This is a genomic window from Mesorhizobium sp. W050 (genome assembly GCF_054719535.1).
On sequence record NZ_JBTTIH010000001.1, the window covers coordinates 5096388 to 5112018 of the forward strand.

At 63.5% G+C, this 15631-nt stretch carries 17 protein-coding genes and 1 pseudogene; 9 read left to right on the plus strand and 9 right to left on the minus strand.

Annotation, left to right across the window (positions count from 1 at the left end):
• Positions 1-318 precede the first annotated feature (318 nt).
• Complete coding sequence (locus tag ACYG9Y_RS24525) at positions 319-477, plus strand: hypothetical protein (RefSeq protein ID WP_023732753.1); 159 nt, start codon at positions 319-321, stop codon at positions 475-477.
• Positions 478-577: 100 nt separating this feature from the next.
• Positions 578-1471: an acetylglutamate kinase gene (gene argB, locus ACYG9Y_RS24530; RefSeq protein WP_013528489.1), complete on the plus strand. Its 894-nt coding sequence runs from the start codon at positions 578-580 to the stop codon at positions 1469-1471.
• 42 nt (positions 1472-1513) lie between these two features.
• Here the strand turns inward: argB and ACYG9Y_RS24535 are convergent, their stop codons facing one another.
• The 3 genes and pseudogenes from ACYG9Y_RS24535 to ACYG9Y_RS24545 form a co-directional block, all read right to left on the minus strand.
• The gene (locus tag ACYG9Y_RS24535; protein WP_023687463.1) at positions 1514-1912 is read right to left on the minus strand and encodes a RidA family protein; all 399 of its coding nucleotides are present in this window, start codon (positions 1910-1912) and stop codon (positions 1514-1516) included.
• A 169-nt stretch (positions 1913-2081) separates the two neighbouring features.
• Positions 2082-3551, minus strand: a pseudogene (bchE, locus tag ACYG9Y_RS24540) (magnesium-protoporphyrin IX monomethyl ester anaerobic oxidative cyclase); the annotation flags it as partial.
• Between the two features lie 111 nt (positions 3552-3662).
• A complete protein-coding gene (locus ACYG9Y_RS24545) occupies positions 3663-4139 on the minus strand; it encodes an Lrp/AsnC family transcriptional regulator (RefSeq protein ID WP_023732755.1) in 477 nt (158 codons plus the stop codon).
• Between the two features lie 139 nt (positions 4140-4278).
• Here ACYG9Y_RS24545 and phhA point away from each other — a divergent pair, with 139 nt between their 5' ends.
• Positions 4279-5115 carry a phenylalanine 4-monooxygenase gene (phhA, locus tag ACYG9Y_RS24550; RefSeq protein WP_023739781.1) on the plus strand — a complete coding sequence of 279 codons (837 nt, stop codon included), beginning with the start codon at positions 4279-4281 and terminating at the stop codon, positions 5113-5115.
• Between the two features lie 196 nt (positions 5116-5311).
• Here the strand turns inward: phhA and ACYG9Y_RS24555 are convergent, their stop codons facing one another.
• The 3 genes from ACYG9Y_RS24555 to ACYG9Y_RS24565 all read right to left on the minus strand — a co-directional run bounded on the left by ACYG9Y_RS24555 (position 5312) and on the right by ACYG9Y_RS24565 (position 7857).
• Positions 5312-6751, minus strand: coding sequence for a GMC oxidoreductase (locus ACYG9Y_RS24555; RefSeq protein ID WP_023693003.1), 1440 nt, complete (start codon positions 6749-6751; stop codon positions 5312-5314).
• Positions 6748-6918: a hypothetical protein gene (locus ACYG9Y_RS24560; RefSeq protein WP_023673226.1), complete on the minus strand. Its 171-nt coding sequence runs from the start codon at positions 6916-6918 to the stop codon at positions 6748-6750. Before ACYG9Y_RS24560 ends, ACYG9Y_RS24555 begins: the two co-directional genes overlap by 4 nt.
• Positions 6919-7095: 177 nt before the next feature.
• Positions 7096-7857 carry a GGDEF domain-containing protein gene (locus ACYG9Y_RS24565; RefSeq protein WP_023681345.1) on the minus strand — a complete coding sequence of 254 codons (762 nt, stop codon included), beginning with the start codon at positions 7855-7857 and terminating at the stop codon, positions 7096-7098.
• A 176-nt stretch (positions 7858-8033) separates the two neighbouring features.
• On the opposite strand from ACYG9Y_RS24565, the gene ACYG9Y_RS24570 reads away from it, so the two are divergent.
• Positions 8034-8753 (plus strand): pyrimidine 5'-nucleotidase, encoded by a 720-nt coding sequence (locus tag ACYG9Y_RS24570; protein ID WP_023687469.1) that lies wholly within the window; start codon positions 8034-8036, stop codon positions 8751-8753.
• 80 nt (positions 8754-8833) lie between these two features.
• Here the strand turns inward: ACYG9Y_RS24570 and ACYG9Y_RS24575 are convergent, their stop codons facing one another.
• Positions 8834-9679, minus strand: a complete 846-nt coding sequence (locus ACYG9Y_RS24575; protein WP_023681343.1) for an LOG family protein — start codon at positions 9677-9679, stop codon at positions 8834-8836.
• A 148-nt stretch (positions 9680-9827) separates the two neighbouring features.
• On the opposite strand from ACYG9Y_RS24575, the gene dapD reads away from it, so the two are divergent.
• Genes dapD through ACYG9Y_RS24590 form a run of 3 tightly spaced genes read left to right on the plus strand, consistent with a single transcriptional unit; the run spans position 9828 to position 11875 of the window.
• Positions 9828-10682: a 2,3,4,5-tetrahydropyridine-2,6-dicarboxylate N-succinyltransferase gene (gene dapD / locus ACYG9Y_RS24580; RefSeq protein WP_023739782.1), complete on the plus strand. Its 855-nt coding sequence runs from the start codon at positions 9828-9830 to the stop codon at positions 10680-10682.
• On the plus strand, positions 10679-11083 hold the full coding sequence (locus tag ACYG9Y_RS24585) for a DUF805 domain-containing protein (protein WP_084014378.1): 405 nt from the start codon (positions 10679-10681) through the stop codon (positions 11081-11083). The genes dapD and ACYG9Y_RS24585 overlap by 4 nt, the downstream gene beginning before the upstream one ends.
• Before the next feature lie 21 nt (positions 11084-11104).
• The gene (locus ACYG9Y_RS24590) at positions 11105-11875 is read left to right on the plus strand and encodes a hypothetical protein (protein WP_023739784.1); all 771 of its coding nucleotides are present in this window, start codon (positions 11105-11107) and stop codon (positions 11873-11875) included.
• A gap of 65 nt (positions 11876-11940) precedes the next feature.
• Here ACYG9Y_RS24590 and ACYG9Y_RS24595 read toward each other — a convergent pair whose 3' ends face one another.
• Positions 11941-12954 carry a 2-dehydropantoate 2-reductase gene (locus ACYG9Y_RS24595; protein ID WP_023739785.1) on the minus strand — a complete coding sequence of 338 codons (1014 nt, stop codon included), beginning with the start codon at positions 12952-12954 and terminating at the stop codon, positions 11941-11943.
• Positions 12955-13069: 115 nt separating this feature from the next.
• On the opposite strand from ACYG9Y_RS24595, the gene dapE reads away from it, so the two are divergent.
• Together dapE and ACYG9Y_RS24605 are read left to right on the plus strand one after the other, a co-directional pair.
• The gene (gene dapE, locus ACYG9Y_RS24600) at positions 13070-14260 is read left to right on the plus strand and encodes a succinyl-diaminopimelate desuccinylase (RefSeq protein WP_023739786.1); all 1191 of its coding nucleotides are present in this window, start codon (positions 13070-13072) and stop codon (positions 14258-14260) included.
• 2 nt (positions 14261-14262) lie between these two features.
• Positions 14263-14868, plus strand: coding sequence for a hypothetical protein (locus ACYG9Y_RS24605; RefSeq protein WP_023739787.1), 606 nt, complete (start codon positions 14263-14265; stop codon positions 14866-14868).
• On the opposite strand, the gene truA is transcribed toward ACYG9Y_RS24605, so the two are convergent.
• Entirely contained in the window at positions 14865-15620 is a 756-nt protein-coding gene (truA, locus tag ACYG9Y_RS24610; protein ID WP_023739788.1) for a tRNA pseudouridine(38-40) synthase TruA, read from the minus strand. The two genes, ACYG9Y_RS24605 and truA, sit on opposite strands and share 4 nt — an antisense overlap.
• Positions 15621-15631 lie beyond the last annotated feature (11 nt).

Below are 15631 nucleotides of genomic sequence, written 5' to 3' on the forward strand. Positions count from 1 at the left end.
GGTCGGTGCCAAGGAAATCGGCTGTCGTTAGCCTCCCGCAGAAAGGGGAACAGCAATGTCGGCCGAACAGATGCTGTGGGAGAACGATGCGACCGGCTTGGCGGAGCTGGTGCATAGAGGCGAGATCTCGCCGCCGGACCTTGTCGATGCTGCGATCGCGCGCGCCGAGGCAACCCGATCATTGCGCATCCGCCGCTTGCCTGCGCGCCATGGACCCGAAGGGGGCCGACGAGCTCATCGAAACCTGCTCGAAAAATTGCATCTGACCCGTGCCTTGGAGATCAGATCCCTGTTTGGGCGATTGATGGACAAGAGCCTGTGGTTCACCACTGGCCGGCGATCCAGAATGGCCTGCCGCTCGACATCCAGGGCGTCGGCCGCCCCGGCGACGAGCAGACGGTTTTGTCGCTCGCCGCGCAGATGGAGAAGATTTCCGGCTGGCTGACGCGGCGGGCGCCGCTCAAGGTGCCGGCCTGATCCGGCAGATTTCATCATCGTGATAGCAAAGCTGTTTGCGGCCTGGGCCAATTCCCGCTAAGACGCCGCCGTCCTTACCCGCATCCAGGGAACCATGCCGATGACGGAGATCACCGCCACCGCCGAAATGCAGGCCGCCCTGCTCTCGCGGGCCCTGCCCTATATGCAGCGCTACGAGCACAAGACGGTGGTGGTGAAATATGGCGGCCATGCCATGGGCGATATCGAGCTCGGCAAGGCTTTCGCCCGTGACATCGCGCTGCTGAAGCAGTCCGGCGTCAACCCGATCGTCGTCCATGGCGGCGGGCCGCAGATCGGCGCCATGCTGGCCAAGATGGGCATCGAATCCAAGTTCGAAGGCGGACTGCGCGTCACGGACCAGAAGACGGTCGAAATCGTCGAGATGGTGCTGGCTGGTTCGATCAACAAGGAGATCGTCGCGCTGATCAACGCCGAGGGCGAATGGGCGATCGGCCTGTGCGGCAAGGACGGCAACATGGTGTTCGCCGAAAAGGCTCGCAAGACCATGATCGACCCGGATTCCAACATCGAGCGTGTGCTCGATCTCGGTTTTGTGGGCGAACCGGTCGAAGTCGACCGCACCCTGCTCGACCTGCTGGCGCGCTCCGAAATGATCCCGGTGCTGGCGCCGGTGGCGCCCGGCCGCGATGGCCATACCTACAACATCAATGCCGACACCTTCGCCGGCGCCATCGCCGGCGCCTGCCAGGCGACGCGCCTTTTGTTCCTAACCGACGTGCCCGGCGTGCTCGACAAGAACAAGAAGCTGATCGACGAGCTGACGGTGGCCGAAGCCAAGGCGCTGATCAAGGACGGCACGGTGTCGGGCGGCATGATCCCCAAAGTCGAGACCTGCATCGAGGCGATCGAGCGCGGCGTCGAAGGCGTCGTCATCCTCAACGGCAAGACGCCGCATGCGGTGCTGCTGGAATTGTTCACCGAACACGGCGCCGGCACGCTAATCGTGCCCTGATCGGCAACTGGCTTGGCGGCCAGTTGGTCGGCTGGCCAGCCCTTAGGCAGGCTGGGGCAGGCGCGCGATGACCTTTATCTCGAAGTCGAAGCCGGCTAACCAGTTGACGCCGACCGCCGTCCAATTGGTGTAGGGCGGTTCACCGAACACCTTCAGCCGAACGGCATCGATCACGGGCCATTGCGTTGCCGGATCGGTGTGGAAGGTGGTCACGTCGACTATATCGTCGAACGTGGCGCCCGCTGCTTTCAGCACTGCCGCGAGATTATCGAAGGCAAGCTGGACCTGCTTTTCGAAGACAGGTTCGGGCGACCCGTCCTCGCGGCTGCCGACCTGGCCCGAGACAAACAAAAGATCGCCTGATCGGATTGCAGCAGAATAGCGATTTATCTCGTAGAGAGCCTGCCGGCCGGCAGGAAAGATCGCGTCACGTTTGGTCATTTTCACTCCATTGTCCGGGGCACTCACATACGTCCCGTATGCATGAGGTGGGTACATACGCTGCGTATGTCAATACGCATACGGTAGGTATGAAGGGCAGCGAGCCCGTCAGGCGCCGGCCGAGATCGCGACAGCCGCTTCGGCCGGCTTGAGCGGGCGGGCGCATGACGACCATGGATTCCTCATCGGCATCCTGCGGCGCGCCCCAGAACTCAGCCAGCGTCGGACCATCCTTGAGGCGGCGGTCGCGGGCCAGGAAACCCCAGACCTCGCGGAACCAGACGCGGCGGCCCATTTGCGTGTACCAGCGCATCGAATGGCGCTGTTCGGGATCGGGGTGGAAGAGAATGCGCGCCAGCGCCTTCGGCCGCGACTGCACCGCGACCTCGATCAGCTTGATCGAGAAGAACAGCATCCACGGTTTCAGCCGGGTCATCTGCAGCACCTGGTGCTTGTAGTCCCACAGCCGGGCATCGGTCTGGATCACCTTGCGGTCCTTGGCGATGCGGAAGAACGGCGTCCAGCGGTGCGGCGTGACATAAAGCGCCTGGATCTGGTCGGGGTCATAGGCAAGCAGCTGGCGAAAGCCGCGCCACAGATCGCGAAAGGTCTCATCCTCGAACCCCGCCACCCAGGTCGCCATGGACAGTATGCCATGCTGGCGGAGCAGCCGGATCGCCTCGCGGTCGGATGAGGTGCTGCCGCCCTTGCGGATCAGTTGAAGCGTCTGCTCGTCGGTGTTTTCCATGCCGAGCAGCCAGCGGATGACGCCGGCCTTGCGATAGAGGTGCAGGATGTCGTCGGCCCGGGTCGAGCCGACGATCAGCACCGGCACGTTCTCGGCGATCAGCGCATCGAGAAAGGCGCGCCAAACCTTCTTCGATACGGTCGGGTTTTCGTCGGCGAGGTTGATCAGTTCGACGCCGTGCTGGCGGTGCAGCCAGGCAATCTCCTGCGCAAATTTCTTGGGGTCGCGGTGCCGCCAGCGGGTCCAGAAACCGCGCTGGCCGCAATAGTTGCACAGATGCGGGCAGCCCCGCGAAAACTGCATGACCACGGCGCGCTTGCCGCCCCAATAGCTGTAGCGGCGGTGATCGATCAGCTCCCAGCTGACGCGGTACTCGTCCAGATTGGCAGTGGTCCCGGCCGGCCGCGTCGCGAAGGGGCGGCCGAGATCGTCGCGATAGGCGATACCCGCGACATCGCCCAGCGGCCGGCGATTGTCCAGTGCCACGACCAGGGCAAGGATGGTTTCCTCGCCCTCGCCGCGCACGATGAAGTCGAAGACATCGCTCGCCGCCAATATGTCGCGCCAGTGATAGGTCGGGAACACGCCGCCATAGATCACCAGCGTCGCCGGCTCGAGCGCCTTGACCATGCGGGCGATCGCGAGCGCGGTGGGATGCGCCGAGGTCGAGCCGGAGTGGCCGATCAGGATGCAATCGGGCTGGCCGCTGAGCGCATCGCGCACCAGCGTTTCCAACGGCATCGGCCCGAATTCGGCATCGACCAGCCGGACTTTATGGCCGGCGTCGATAAGCGGGCCGCCCAGTGCCAGCAGGCCGAGCGGTGGCAGATGGTCATCGGGCACGCGGCTGCCGATGGCGGTGTGCGGCGGATTGATCAGCACGATGTTCATGACGGACCTTTGAGCGACGGTCCGCATGGCGTAGCCGGCGTTTCAGTTTCGCATTTGGGCTCCGTTCAGCAGTTTGCGTGCAGCTTTTCCGCAGAAATGGCGATGCGTGTCCTACCGCCTGAGATGGGCGAGCGGCACGTGGCCCGGGCCCTTGATGTTCTGCAGCACCAGCTGGGTGTGAACGTCGCGCACGCCGGCAAGGCGCATCAGGCGGTGCATGACGAAGGCGTTGAGTTCGTCGACCGACGGCACCATGACGTGCAGCAGGAAATCGTGGTCGCCGGTCATCGTCCAGCATGACGACACTTCGTCCATGCGTTGCACGGCGGCGATGAAGCTTTCGGGCGAACCGTCGCTGTGGCTGGTGAGGCGCACCTGGATGAACACCTCGACCATCAGGCCGACGGCGCGGCGGTTGAGCACGGCGGCAAAGCCCTTGATGATGCCGGCCTCCTGCAGCGCCTCGAAGCGGCGGGCGCAAGGCGTCGTCGACAGGCCGATCTCCTGCGCCAGTTCGGACACGGGCTTGCGTCCATCGCGCTGAAGCACATCCAGCATCTTGATCTCGAAATCGTCGAACTGAGGCATTTTCACTCTCTTTCAGCTTCTGTTTGGTGATTTTTACCTCAAATCATGGACCCAAGCCATCATCAAAGCTGAATTGCCTCGCCGGCCGCCGCTAGACTCTGCGGACAGATTAAAGTGTCACGATCAGGGGAGAAGAACCATGACGACGATGAGCGTTGCCGAATATGCCCGTGATTGCGCGGCGCAAGGCCTGCGTGGCGACTATTCGGTCTGCCGTTCCGATTTCACCGTGGCGCAGGGCTACAACTACACCGCTGACGAACAGGCGGTGTGGCGCACGCTGTGCGACCGGCAGACCAAGCTGACGCAGAAGCTGGCGCACCACTCCTATCTCGATGGGGTCGCCGCACTCGGCCTGCTCGACAAGATCCCGGATTTCGGCGCGGTCTCAGACAAGCTGCGCAAGCTGACCGGCTGGGAAATCGTCGCCGTGCCTGGCCTCATCCCGGCCGCGCCCTTCTTCGACCATCTCGCCAACCGCCGCTTCCCCGTTACCAACTGGCTTCGCACCAAGGACGAGCTCGACTACATCGTCGAACCCGACATGTTCCACGACTTCTTCGGCCATGTGCCCATCCTGACGCAGCCGGTGTTTGCCGACTTCATGCAGATGTATGGCGAAAAGGCCGAGAGCGTGATTGCGCTGGGCGGTGACGAGATGATCACCCGTCTCTACTGGTACACCGCCGAATACGGCCTGATACAGGAGGAGGGCCAGAAGCTGAAAGCTTTCGGCGCCGGGCTGATGTCGTCGTTCACCGAATTGCAGTTCGCCGTCGCGAGCGCGGACGCGCACCACGTGCCCTTCGACCTCGAAACGGTGATGCGCACCGGTTACGAGATCGACAAGTTCCAGCGCGCCTATTTCGTGCTGCCGTCTTTCGACGTGTTGCGCGATGCGTTCCGGACCGCCGATTTCAAGGCGATCGTCGCCCGCCGCAAGGGGCAGCCGGCGCTGGACCCAGCGACGGTTTAGCAAATCCTGAAGGGTTTGCGCGGCACCTACCCCCACCCTTAATCCCTCCCCACAAAGGAGGACGGAGATCTCGTTGGCGCTGATTTCCGAGGGTTTCGACACCAAGGCATGGGTAGCGCCGGCAGCAATCCTGTCGCGCCGTTCGCTTTTTTGACAATCAGACGGTAATGACTTCGTCACACCGTGGATGACTTCGTCACACCGTGATTACTTTGGTCAGATGGTCGCCTAGCCGGCAGGCAAGCGCTGTGATCGTCGTCGTTGGATTGCATTCGCCAGAGGTGCAGAATACCGAGGAACCACCGACATAGAGATTATCCATGCCGTGCACCTTGCAGTTGGCGTCGACCACGCTCTTGACGACATCGGTGCCCATGCGCGTGCCGCCCATGTGGTGGTGGCCGGCCAGTTCCTCATCCGTCGGGTAGTCCTCGCCATTGGTCAGCCAGTCCATGATGCGGACGCGGCCGAGGTCCTTCTCGATCAGCGTCGTTCCGAACAACTTGAGCCCCTCGAGGATGGTGCGGCGCTCCAACGGCGACTTCTTCCAGTGCAGCTCGATGCGCGGCACGCCGGCACGGTCGACATCGGTCTTCGACAATTCGATATGGTTCGAGGCCAGCGGCGCCTGTTCCCAGGCGACGTAGAGCTGGGCGGCGCAGCGCAGGTTCTGGCTGAGCTGGTAGGCGACCCATTCGGCGGCCTCGGGCGCGGTGCAGGCAAGGTCGGCAATCAGGCTCTTGACGCCGGCATAGGGCGTCTCGATCAGGCGTATGCCGAAATTCATGATCTGCAGCCGCTCCATGGCGGCGAGCGTCGGCGAGAAGAACGCCTCGTTGACGGCATCGACCTCGAACTCGCTGTAATCGGCTAGGATGGCATTGCCGCCCTCGAAGGTCGGGTGCTCCATCCAGTAGCGGCCAAGTGCCGTGGCGTTCGGCACCACGCCGCCATTCGAGCGCTGGTTCGACCATAGAAGCAGCCGCGAATTCTCCAGCCCGCCGGCGCAGACGATGAAATAATCGGCGCTGAAAGCGCCGGCATCCTTGCCGTTCGACCACAGCCTGGCGCCGGTCACTCGCTTGCCGTCGCCGGCAAGTTCGGTGGCATAGGTGTTGAGGACGAGCGCTATGTTCTTGCTCTTGTCGAGCTCGTCGGAGAATTTCTCGCCAAAGCGCACGGCCGGGCTCTTGATCAGCTGCACCCAGCGTATGTCGTCTGAAATCGGCACATCGGGCTTGAAGTCGGGAAGCTCGAGTATGTCGTGCACCTCGGACAGATAGGGCTCGATGTCGGTCCGGGCGATTGGCCAGCCGGTGTCCGGCGCCCATGCCTTGGGCTCAAAGTCCTGCTTGTCGAGCACGCGGCACCAGCCGGCCCAGTGGTTCGACGACCCGCCCATGAAGCGCAGCCGGGTGATGTCGAGATCGAAATATTGATCGCCGACCGTGGAGCCGCGGTAGAAATCCTGCGACTCGTCGCTGAATTCGCGTGCGCCGGCCTCCAGCACCACGACCGGAATGCCGGCGGCGCCGAGCTTTCTGGCAATTGTGGTGCCGGCCGGCCCGGAGCCGAGAATGCAGACCTTGGGCTTGAAATCCGAGGCTCGAAACGCCTCATAGCTGTCGAAGATCATGCCAGGTCGCTCCGCTTCAGGATCCAGCCATTGACCACGACGATCTCGTCGGGATCGGCCGGGGGGCGGTCGCTGTCAGGCAGCTTGCGAAAAAGCTGTAGCGCCGGCATCGCAATCAGCGCCTGCACGATGGTGCGGCGCGACATTTTCCTGATGAAGAAACTCATGACACGTCTCTGGATGGGGGCTTCGATCCACGCATGGCGTTCCCTGAACGGCACAGGTACCGGCCAGACATGCCATTCCCGTGCCAAGCCTTGCCTGTAAACGAGTTACAACCCGGTAAACGGCGCAGTTGCGTGGAAACAATGTTGGCGAACCGTTAACAGCCCCACCACCAACACCTAGGCAGCTTCGGAAATGTCCCGGTCGAGGATCGACAAATTGCGGCCGCGGTGCTTGGCCTCGTAGAGCCGGCGGTCGGCGGCGCGCATCAGGTCCGAGACATCGGCATCTTGCGCACAGGTGATGCCGCCGATCGAGACGGTCAGCGGCACCGTGCGCTCGTCGACCGGACGAAAGCGGACCAGCTCGACTTCACGGCGGATGCGCTCGGCCACGCGCCGGGCTTCGGCTTCCGTAGCGCCGACCAGGAAGGCGCCGAACTCCTCACCGCCAATGCGGCCGAGCACGTCGCCGCTGCGGACGCCGCGCTCGATGGCGCTGGCGATCAACACCAGTGCGTCATCGCCGGTCAGATGGCCGAAACTGTCGTTGATCGCCTTGAAATGGTCGGCGTCGATGATCAGCAGCGCGCCGCGATCGGATTTGCGCCGCGAGCCGTCCAACGCGGCAAAGAAGCTCTCGCGGTTGAGCATGCCGGTCATGTCGTCGCGGCTCGCCTTCGCCGACAGGCGCCGATGCGCGGCGGCGAGCTGGGCATGCGCGCGGGCGAGATCGCGATGCGCGTTTTTCAGTCGGTCGCTCTGCCAGAAGGTGCTGGCGCAGGCGATCCAGGCGAGCGCCAGCGGGCACACCGTCGATGTCAGCCAGACAGTGCGGTCGACCGGAAAACCCATGGCGGGAACGATGATCAGCGTCAGCAAAAGCGAGATGGCTACCGAGCCGAATGCGACCGCGGCGGACTTTAAGACTATGCGACTCATCGCTGGCTCCCACTGAACCGTCTCTGTGCCAGCAAGCCCTGAAGGCCACCTTTCCGTGATGGCTAAAATTTGAATGGTGAGCCCATTTTTTACAACTCTAGATGCACATAGGTTGTGGATAAGCTCTACATCAGAAAGGGGTTCGAACGGCAGATATTTCATGCCATAAGGACGCCATGACCACGCTGCCCGATCCCGCCCGCTTCGCCCATGTCACCGACTGGGTGTTCGACCTCGACAACACGCTTTATCCGCACCATTCGAATCTGTTTTCGCAGATCGACGTCAAGATGACGGCCTATGTCGGAGAACTGCTCACGCTACCGCGCGAGGAAGCGCGCAAGCTGCAGAAGGAACTCTATCTCGAATATGGCACGACGCTGAACGGGCTGATGACGCGCCACGGCATCGACCCCGACGATTTTCTCGAAAAGGTGCACGACATCGACTATTCGTGGCTGGTGCCGGATCCGGTGCTGGGCACCGCCATCCGCCAGCTGCCCGGCCGCAAGTTCATCTTCACCAATGGCGACCGCAGGCACGCCGAGCGCACCGCGCGCCAGCTCGGCATACTCGACCATTTCGACGACATTTTCGATATCGTCGCCGCCGGGCTGACGCCGAAGCCGTCGCGGCAGACCTATGAGAAGTTTGCCGAACTGCACGCCGTCACCGGACACAATGCGGTGATGTTCGAGGATCTCGCCCGCAACCTGGAGGTGCCGAAATCACTGGGCATGACCACGGTGCTGGTGGTGCCGCGCAATTTCGAGCCGACCTTTGCCGAGATCTGGGAACGCGATCCGGCCAATGAGGACGACGTCGATTTCGTCACCGACGATCTCGCGACGTTTCTGACGGGGATAGTGGAGGGGGTAGAGGAATTGAGGAGCTGAAGAATTGAAGAACTGGTGAAAGGGAGACCGATCCGGACCTCCTTTTCCTCAATTCTTCAGTTCTTCAATTCCCGGTTCCCCTACTCCCCCAACTTGTAGAAGCGGCTGATGATCCCCCAGGCCTCGTCGGCGGTGTCGACAAAGTCGATGATATCCTGGTCGCCGGGCGTGATGGTGCCTTGTTCGGCCAGGAAATCGAGGTCGATCGCGCGCTGCCAGAACGCCTTGCCGAACAGGATCACCGGCACGCGTTCCATGCGGCCGGTCTGGATCAGCGTCAGCGTCTCGAAGAACTCGTCCATGGTGCCGAAGCCGCCCGGAAACACCGCGACGGCCTTGGCGCGCATCACGAAATGCATCTTGCGGATGGCGAAATAGTGGAAGTTGAAGCACAGCTCCGGGGTCACATAGGCGTTCGGCGCCTGCTCGTGCGGCAGGACGATGTTGAGGCCGATCGACGGCGCGCCGACATCGTCGGCGCCGCGATTTCCCGCCTCCATCACGCCTGGGCCGCCACCGGTGACGACGACGAATTCGCGGTAGTAGGACGTGGCCGATTGCTGTGAGCAGAGGCGGGCGAATTTGCGCGCCTCCTCGTAATATTTGCTGTTTTCCTCGAGGTTTTTCTTCTGCGTCTCGTTCTTGGCGGCCCAGGCCTCGCCGCCGGGCTCGGGAATACGCGCGCCGCCGAACAGGATGACCGTCGAGCGGATGCCGCGCTCGGCCAGGATCATTTCGGGCTTCAAGAGCTCAAGCTGCAAGCGCACAGCGCGCAATTCCCGGCGCGTCATGAAGTCGGGATCGTTCCAGGCCAGCCGGTAGGTTTCGGCGCGCGTCTGCGGCGTGTCGGGAACGCTTTTCGAGCGCTCCAGATCCTCGTCCGAATGCGGCAGCGGCGTCCATCCCGCCTTTTCCATAGGAGTCATATGCTTTCTACCCGTCCCAACAGTTCACTTGCGCCGTCCCATGGCGCACGCGCGATTGACCCCCAATACGCCTTAACATAGGGTCCGCGCGACTTTCAAAACAAGGTTAAGGCCGACGGCCTTAACAGCGTGGTAACGGAGCGAATTCATGTCGAAGCCTGATCTGGCCAGCCTCGAAAAGACGATCGAGAAGGCCTTCGAGGAGCGCGACACGATTTCGACCGCGACCCGGGGCGAAACGCGCGACGCCATCCAGTCCTCACTCGACCTGCTCGACCGTGGCACCGTGCGCGTCGCCGAGCGCAAGGCCGACGGGAAATGGCATGTCAACCAATGGCTGAAGAAGGCGGTGCTGCTCTCGTTCCGGCTCTATCCGATGGAGATCATCAAGGGCGGCCCCGGCCAGGCGGTCTGGTGGGACAAGGTGGCGTCGAAGTTCGACGGCTGGAGCGCGGTCGATTTCGAGAAGGCAGGCTTCCGCGCCGTGCCGTCTTCGATCGTGCGCCGCTCGGCCTATGTCGCGCCGGGCGCGGTGCTGATGCCGTCCTTCGTTAATGTCGGCGCCTATGTCGATAGCGGCACCATGGTCGACACCTGGGCCTCGGTCGGCTCCTGCGCCCAGATCGGCAAGAATGTGCACCTCTCGGGCGGCGTAGGCATCGGCGGGGTGCTGGAGCCGATGCAGGCCGGCCCGACCATCATCGAGGACAATTGCTTCATCGGCGCGCGCTCCGAAGTGGTCGAGGGCTGCATCGTGCGCGAAGGCTCGGTGCTCGGAATGGGTGTGTTCATCGGCCAGTCGACCAAGATCGTCGACCGCGCCACCGGCGAAGTGTTTTATGGCGAGGTGCCGCCGAATTCGGTCGTCGTCGCCGGCTCGATGCCGGGCAAGGCCTTTCCGAACAACGAGCCGGGCCCTGGCCTCTACTGCGCCGTCATCGTCAAGCGCGTCGATGCCAAGACCCGGTCGAAAACCTCGATCAACGAACTGCTGCGTGATTGATCCTGTCCGAGCAACCAGAGCGCTCCAGATTGCCCAACACACCACCACTTCCCTGGCTTTTCTTCAGCCTCTCAGGGCGCGTCAGCCCAAGTGCCTACGTGTTCGCCGGGCTGCTGCTGGTGCTTGCACAGTTTTTCCCGCTCTACCAGTTGTCGAGACTGGAACCCGGCACCGCAACCAGCCAGAACTGGGCACTTGTGTTCTGGGTCGTTTTGCTCATCTCGACATGGTCGAGCTTTGCGGTAACCGCAAAGCGGTTTCATGATTTCGGCAAGCCGACTTATTACGCGTTGATCTCTCTTGTCATCGGCCCCATTCTTCTCATCGTTCTAGCGTGTTTCCGGGGTGACCCCGGTCCGAACCGCTACGGCAAACGCAGCAACGCGCCGGCTGAACCATGAGCGCCGACCGGATATCTCGCCATGCGCTACCGCACGCTTGATCCGAAACTGATCATCGACACCGCCGAGCGGCTGGAAGAGCGCGTCGCCGAGCGTTTTCCCGATGCCGGCCTGCGCGGCGTCGCCGCCGAACTGGTGTCGCTGTCGCGCGACCTGGCCAAGGCGGCGCAGGCGCTGGAAGCGCCGATCTGGTGGCTGCGCGGCGCCATCGTCGCCGCAGTTGCCGCCGGCGCGCTGATCTTCCTGTTCGTCGGCACCATCCTGCCGCTCATCCATATCTCGCAGGCCGACGATGCGGTGCAGTCGGTGCAAGGCATCGAAGCCACGATCAACATGATGATCCTTGCCGTGCTCGGCCTGCTGGCGCTGATCCGCACCGAGGAGCGCATCAAGCGCAAGCGGGTGTTTCGCCATCTGCATGGGTTGAGATCGCTGATCCATGTCATCGACATGCACCAGCTGACCAAGGATCCGGCAGCATTGTCCGCCAATTTCAGGCCGACCGCGCATTCGCCGGCGCGCATCACCAATGCCGCCGACCTGGCGCGCTACCTCGACTATTGCTCGGAGATGCTGTCGATCACCGGCAAGATCGCGGCGCTGTTTGCGCAGTCGGTCAATGACGATGTGGTCATCGACGGCGTCAACGACGTCGAGAACCTGGCGTCCAACCTGTCGCGCAAGATCTGGCAGAAGATCACGCTGATCGAGAACCACCCGGCGGCGCAGCCCCTGCCGGCGCCAGGCCCGGCGAGCAAAGCGCCGGCTCCGAGGCGCGCACCAAAGCTGTGACGCGGCGGGCGCACGCGCCTGTTTTCGGGCTATGCGGGCTTGGCCCGACGCTCGCGGCGAGTAGACTATCCAGTGACGGCTTCCGGCGTCAGCCCGGGTGAGCCGCGCTTTTCCCGCTCGGCCTGCCGCACCAGGGCGGTGACCCGCTTCAGCACAGGCGCCGGCGTGCCGGCCTTTTCGGCGAGGCTCAGGACGGCCCCCTGCAGGTCACCGATCTCGGTCGGCCGACCACGCTGGAGGTCGTCCCACATCGACGAACGCGCCTGCGGGTCGATGGCGAGCATGCGGCGGGCGACCAGCCGGAACAGCCAGTCCGGCAGCCGGAGCAGTTTCGGCAGCAGGACGGGATGCAAGCCGCCGATCCGCGCCGGCGCGATATGTAACGCCTTCATCGCCGCCAGGGCCTCGTCGATCTGACCGGCCAGGATCCGCCGCCAGCGGCGGTCGGCAAGTTCGCTCGCCAGCGGCAGGCCGGACAAGGCGACCAGCGCGTTGTTGAGGTTGATCAGCAGCTTGCCCCACTGAACGGCTTTCATGTCGGGATGGGTTTCCACGCCAAGCCCTTCGACATCGAGAAGGCCGGCAAGGCCGGTCACGCCATCTTCGATCATGACCTTGCCGTCGCTGGCGCGATGCACGTGAAGCGGCAAATTGCCTATGGCCGACTGGACGACATTGAACGGCACCATGCCGGCGAGCACAGTCCGTCCACCGAGCCCGGCGCGTAACCGGTCGGCATTGCCGACGCCGTTCTGCAGGCTGACCACCACGACATCGCCGCGCGCATGTCCGGCAACAAGCGACGCCATCTCCTCGGTAGCGCCGTTCTTGACCGCCACCAGCACCACGTCGGCACTGGCGAGGGCAGCGGCGGGATCGGTGGTGACGGACTCCGGCCGCATGGATCGGTCGCGACCATCAAGATCGGTGATGCGCAGGCCACCGTCCAGCAAGGCCGTCGCGATGCCTGGCCGCGCCAAAAACACCACCTTGCGTCCGGCCAGCGCCAGGCAACCGCCGACATAGCAGCCGATGCTGCCGGCGCCGGCAATGACGATGGTCTTTTCGGCGTTGGCCATGCGATTATCTCGTGTTGGCCTGCACTATACGACATGAAAACCATAATGTCGGCGGCAGGACCGGTCATCATCTCTGGCCGTGACAGGCCTTTCGCTTTCGACTATCGCTTTGCCCATGAAACTGCCGACCGATCCCGCCGCCAACCTCGCGACCCTCATACGCTGCGCCTCCGTAACGCCCGCCGAGGGCGGCGCGCTGGCTGCCCTGGAAGGCATGCTGAAGCCGCTCGGCTTTTCCGTCGAACGCCCGGTGTTTTCCGAAGACGGCACCCCCGACATCGAGAACCTCTACGCGCGTCGCTCCGGCAATGGGCCGCATCTGATGTTTGCCGGCCATACCGACGTGGTGCCGGCGGGCGACGAGGCGTCGTGGACGCATCCGCCCTTTGCCGCCGAGATCGCCAAGGGCGAAATGTATGGCCGCGGCGCCGTCGACATGAAGGGCGGCATTGCCTGTTTCATCGCTGCCGTGGCGCGCCATGTCGAGAAAAAGGGTGGTCCGAAAGGCTCGATTTCGCTGCTGATCACCGGCGACGAGGAGGGGCCGGCCATCAACGGCACGACAAAACTGCTCGACTGGGCGGCGGCCAAGGGCGAGAAATGGGACGCCGCGATCGTCGGCGAGCCGACCAATCCGGACACGCTCGGCGACATGATCAAGATCGGCCGGCGTGGCTCGATGTCGGGCAGTGTCACGGTCATCGGCCGCCAGGGCCATGTCGCCTATCCATTGCTCGCCGACAATCCGGTGCGCGGCCTGATCAGCCTGGTCGACGCCTTGCTGTCGCCCGTCTTCGACAAGGGCACGAAGGATTTTCAGCCGACCAATCTGGAAGTGACCTCGATCGATGTCGGCAACCCGGCGACCAATGTCATTCCGGCCAAGGCGACAGCCACCTTCAACATCCGCTTCAACGACACATGGACTGCCGAGACGGTGCAGGCCGAGATCCATAACCGCCTCGACCAGGCGGCGAAGCGCAAGAAATACCGGACCGGCAAGACGCCGGTCGACTACGAGCTGATCTGGCGCGACCGGCCAAGCCATGTCTTCCTGACGCGCGACGACAAGCTGATCGAGACGCTGCGCGGGTCGATCAAGGCGACAGTCGGCAAGGAGCCGGCGCTGTCCACCTCGGGCGGAACCTCGGATGCGCGTTTCATCAAGGACTATTGCGCGGTGGTCGAGTTCGGCCTGGTCGGCAAGACCATGCACATGGTCGACGAGCGCGTCGCACTGGCCGACCTCGAGACGCTGACCCAAATCTACCAGCGCTTCATCGATGACTGGTTCGAGCAGGGCTGATCATGCTTTCGGTTGACGAGACCTCTTCATCGCTTAACGGCGCCTGGCGGCTGATGCTCGGGAAGGCCGACGGCTTGCGGCTGCTCGACCTGTCGGCGGACGGCTTCTGGAATTCCTTCTTCGCCATCGTCGTCGCCGCGCCGGCGATGATCGTCGGCTGGGTCGGCACGGCCAACGAGATCGGCGACCCCAATGCGTTCGCCGGCCGGCTGGGCATGTTGGTTCGCCTGGCGACCGTCGACCTCGGCTCGTGGCTGCTGCCCCTCGTTGTGCTTGCCCTGGTCGCATCGCGCGCCGGCATCGGCGACCGCTTCGTCCACTATGTCGTCGCCAGCAACTGGGCATCGGCGATCACCGCCTGGATGCTGCTGCCATCAGCGTTGATCAGGCTTTTCCTGCCGTCCGGCAACCCGGTTGCCGAATTGGTGTGGCTGGTTCTGGTGGTGCTGTCGCTGGTACTCTCCTGGCGGATGACCAACGCCGCGATCGGCAAGGGCGCGGCTGTCGGCAGCGCCGTGTTCGCAGGCATGTTGGTGGTGTCTCTGGCCGTCTTGTTCGGCCTGGTGGCACTGCTCGGCATCACGGTGCCGACCGCCGCTCCGGCTTAGAACTTTTCCGCATAGTCTACACCGACGAGAAAAAGCCCGTCGGGCGGCGCCACCTGGCCGCAGGCGGCGCGGTCTTGCGCCGCGAGCGCTGCCTTGAGGTCGGCGGCGGTCCAGCCGCCGTCGCCGACGCGTTTCAGCGAACCGACCATGGAGCGCACTTGGTTGTGCAGGAAAGAGCGCGCCGAGGCCCTGACTTCGATCAGGTCGCCCTGGCGGCTTACATCGAGCCGCTCCAGCGTCCGCACCGGACTGTTGGCCTGGCATTGCGTCGAGCGGAAGGTGGTAAAGTCATGTCGGCCGAGCAGGACTTTCGCCGCTTCGTGCATGGCGTCCGCATCGAGCCGCTTCGGCACCCACCAGACCTTGCCCTTTTCCATCGCTGCAGGCGCGCGCCGGTTGAGGATGCGATAGAGATAGTGGCGTCCGGTGGCCGAGAAACGGGCGTCGAACTCATTGGGGACAACCGTCGCCTGCAGGATGGCGATGCGCGCGCCTGCCGCCTGCAGGTGCGCGTTGACGGCGTCGCGCACCTTGTCGTTTGGCCATGCCTTGGCGAGGTCGACATGCGCCACCTGGGCGGTCGCATGCACCCCGGCGTCGGTGCGGCCGGCGGCGCGTATCCGCACCGCCTCACCGCAGAATTTCTCGATCGCCTGCTCTATCGCCTGCTGCACCGAAGGCTGATCCGCCTGGTGTTGCCAGCCGGCGAAAAGGCTGCCGTCATATTCGATATCGAGACGAAAACGCGGCATACACCCTTCGT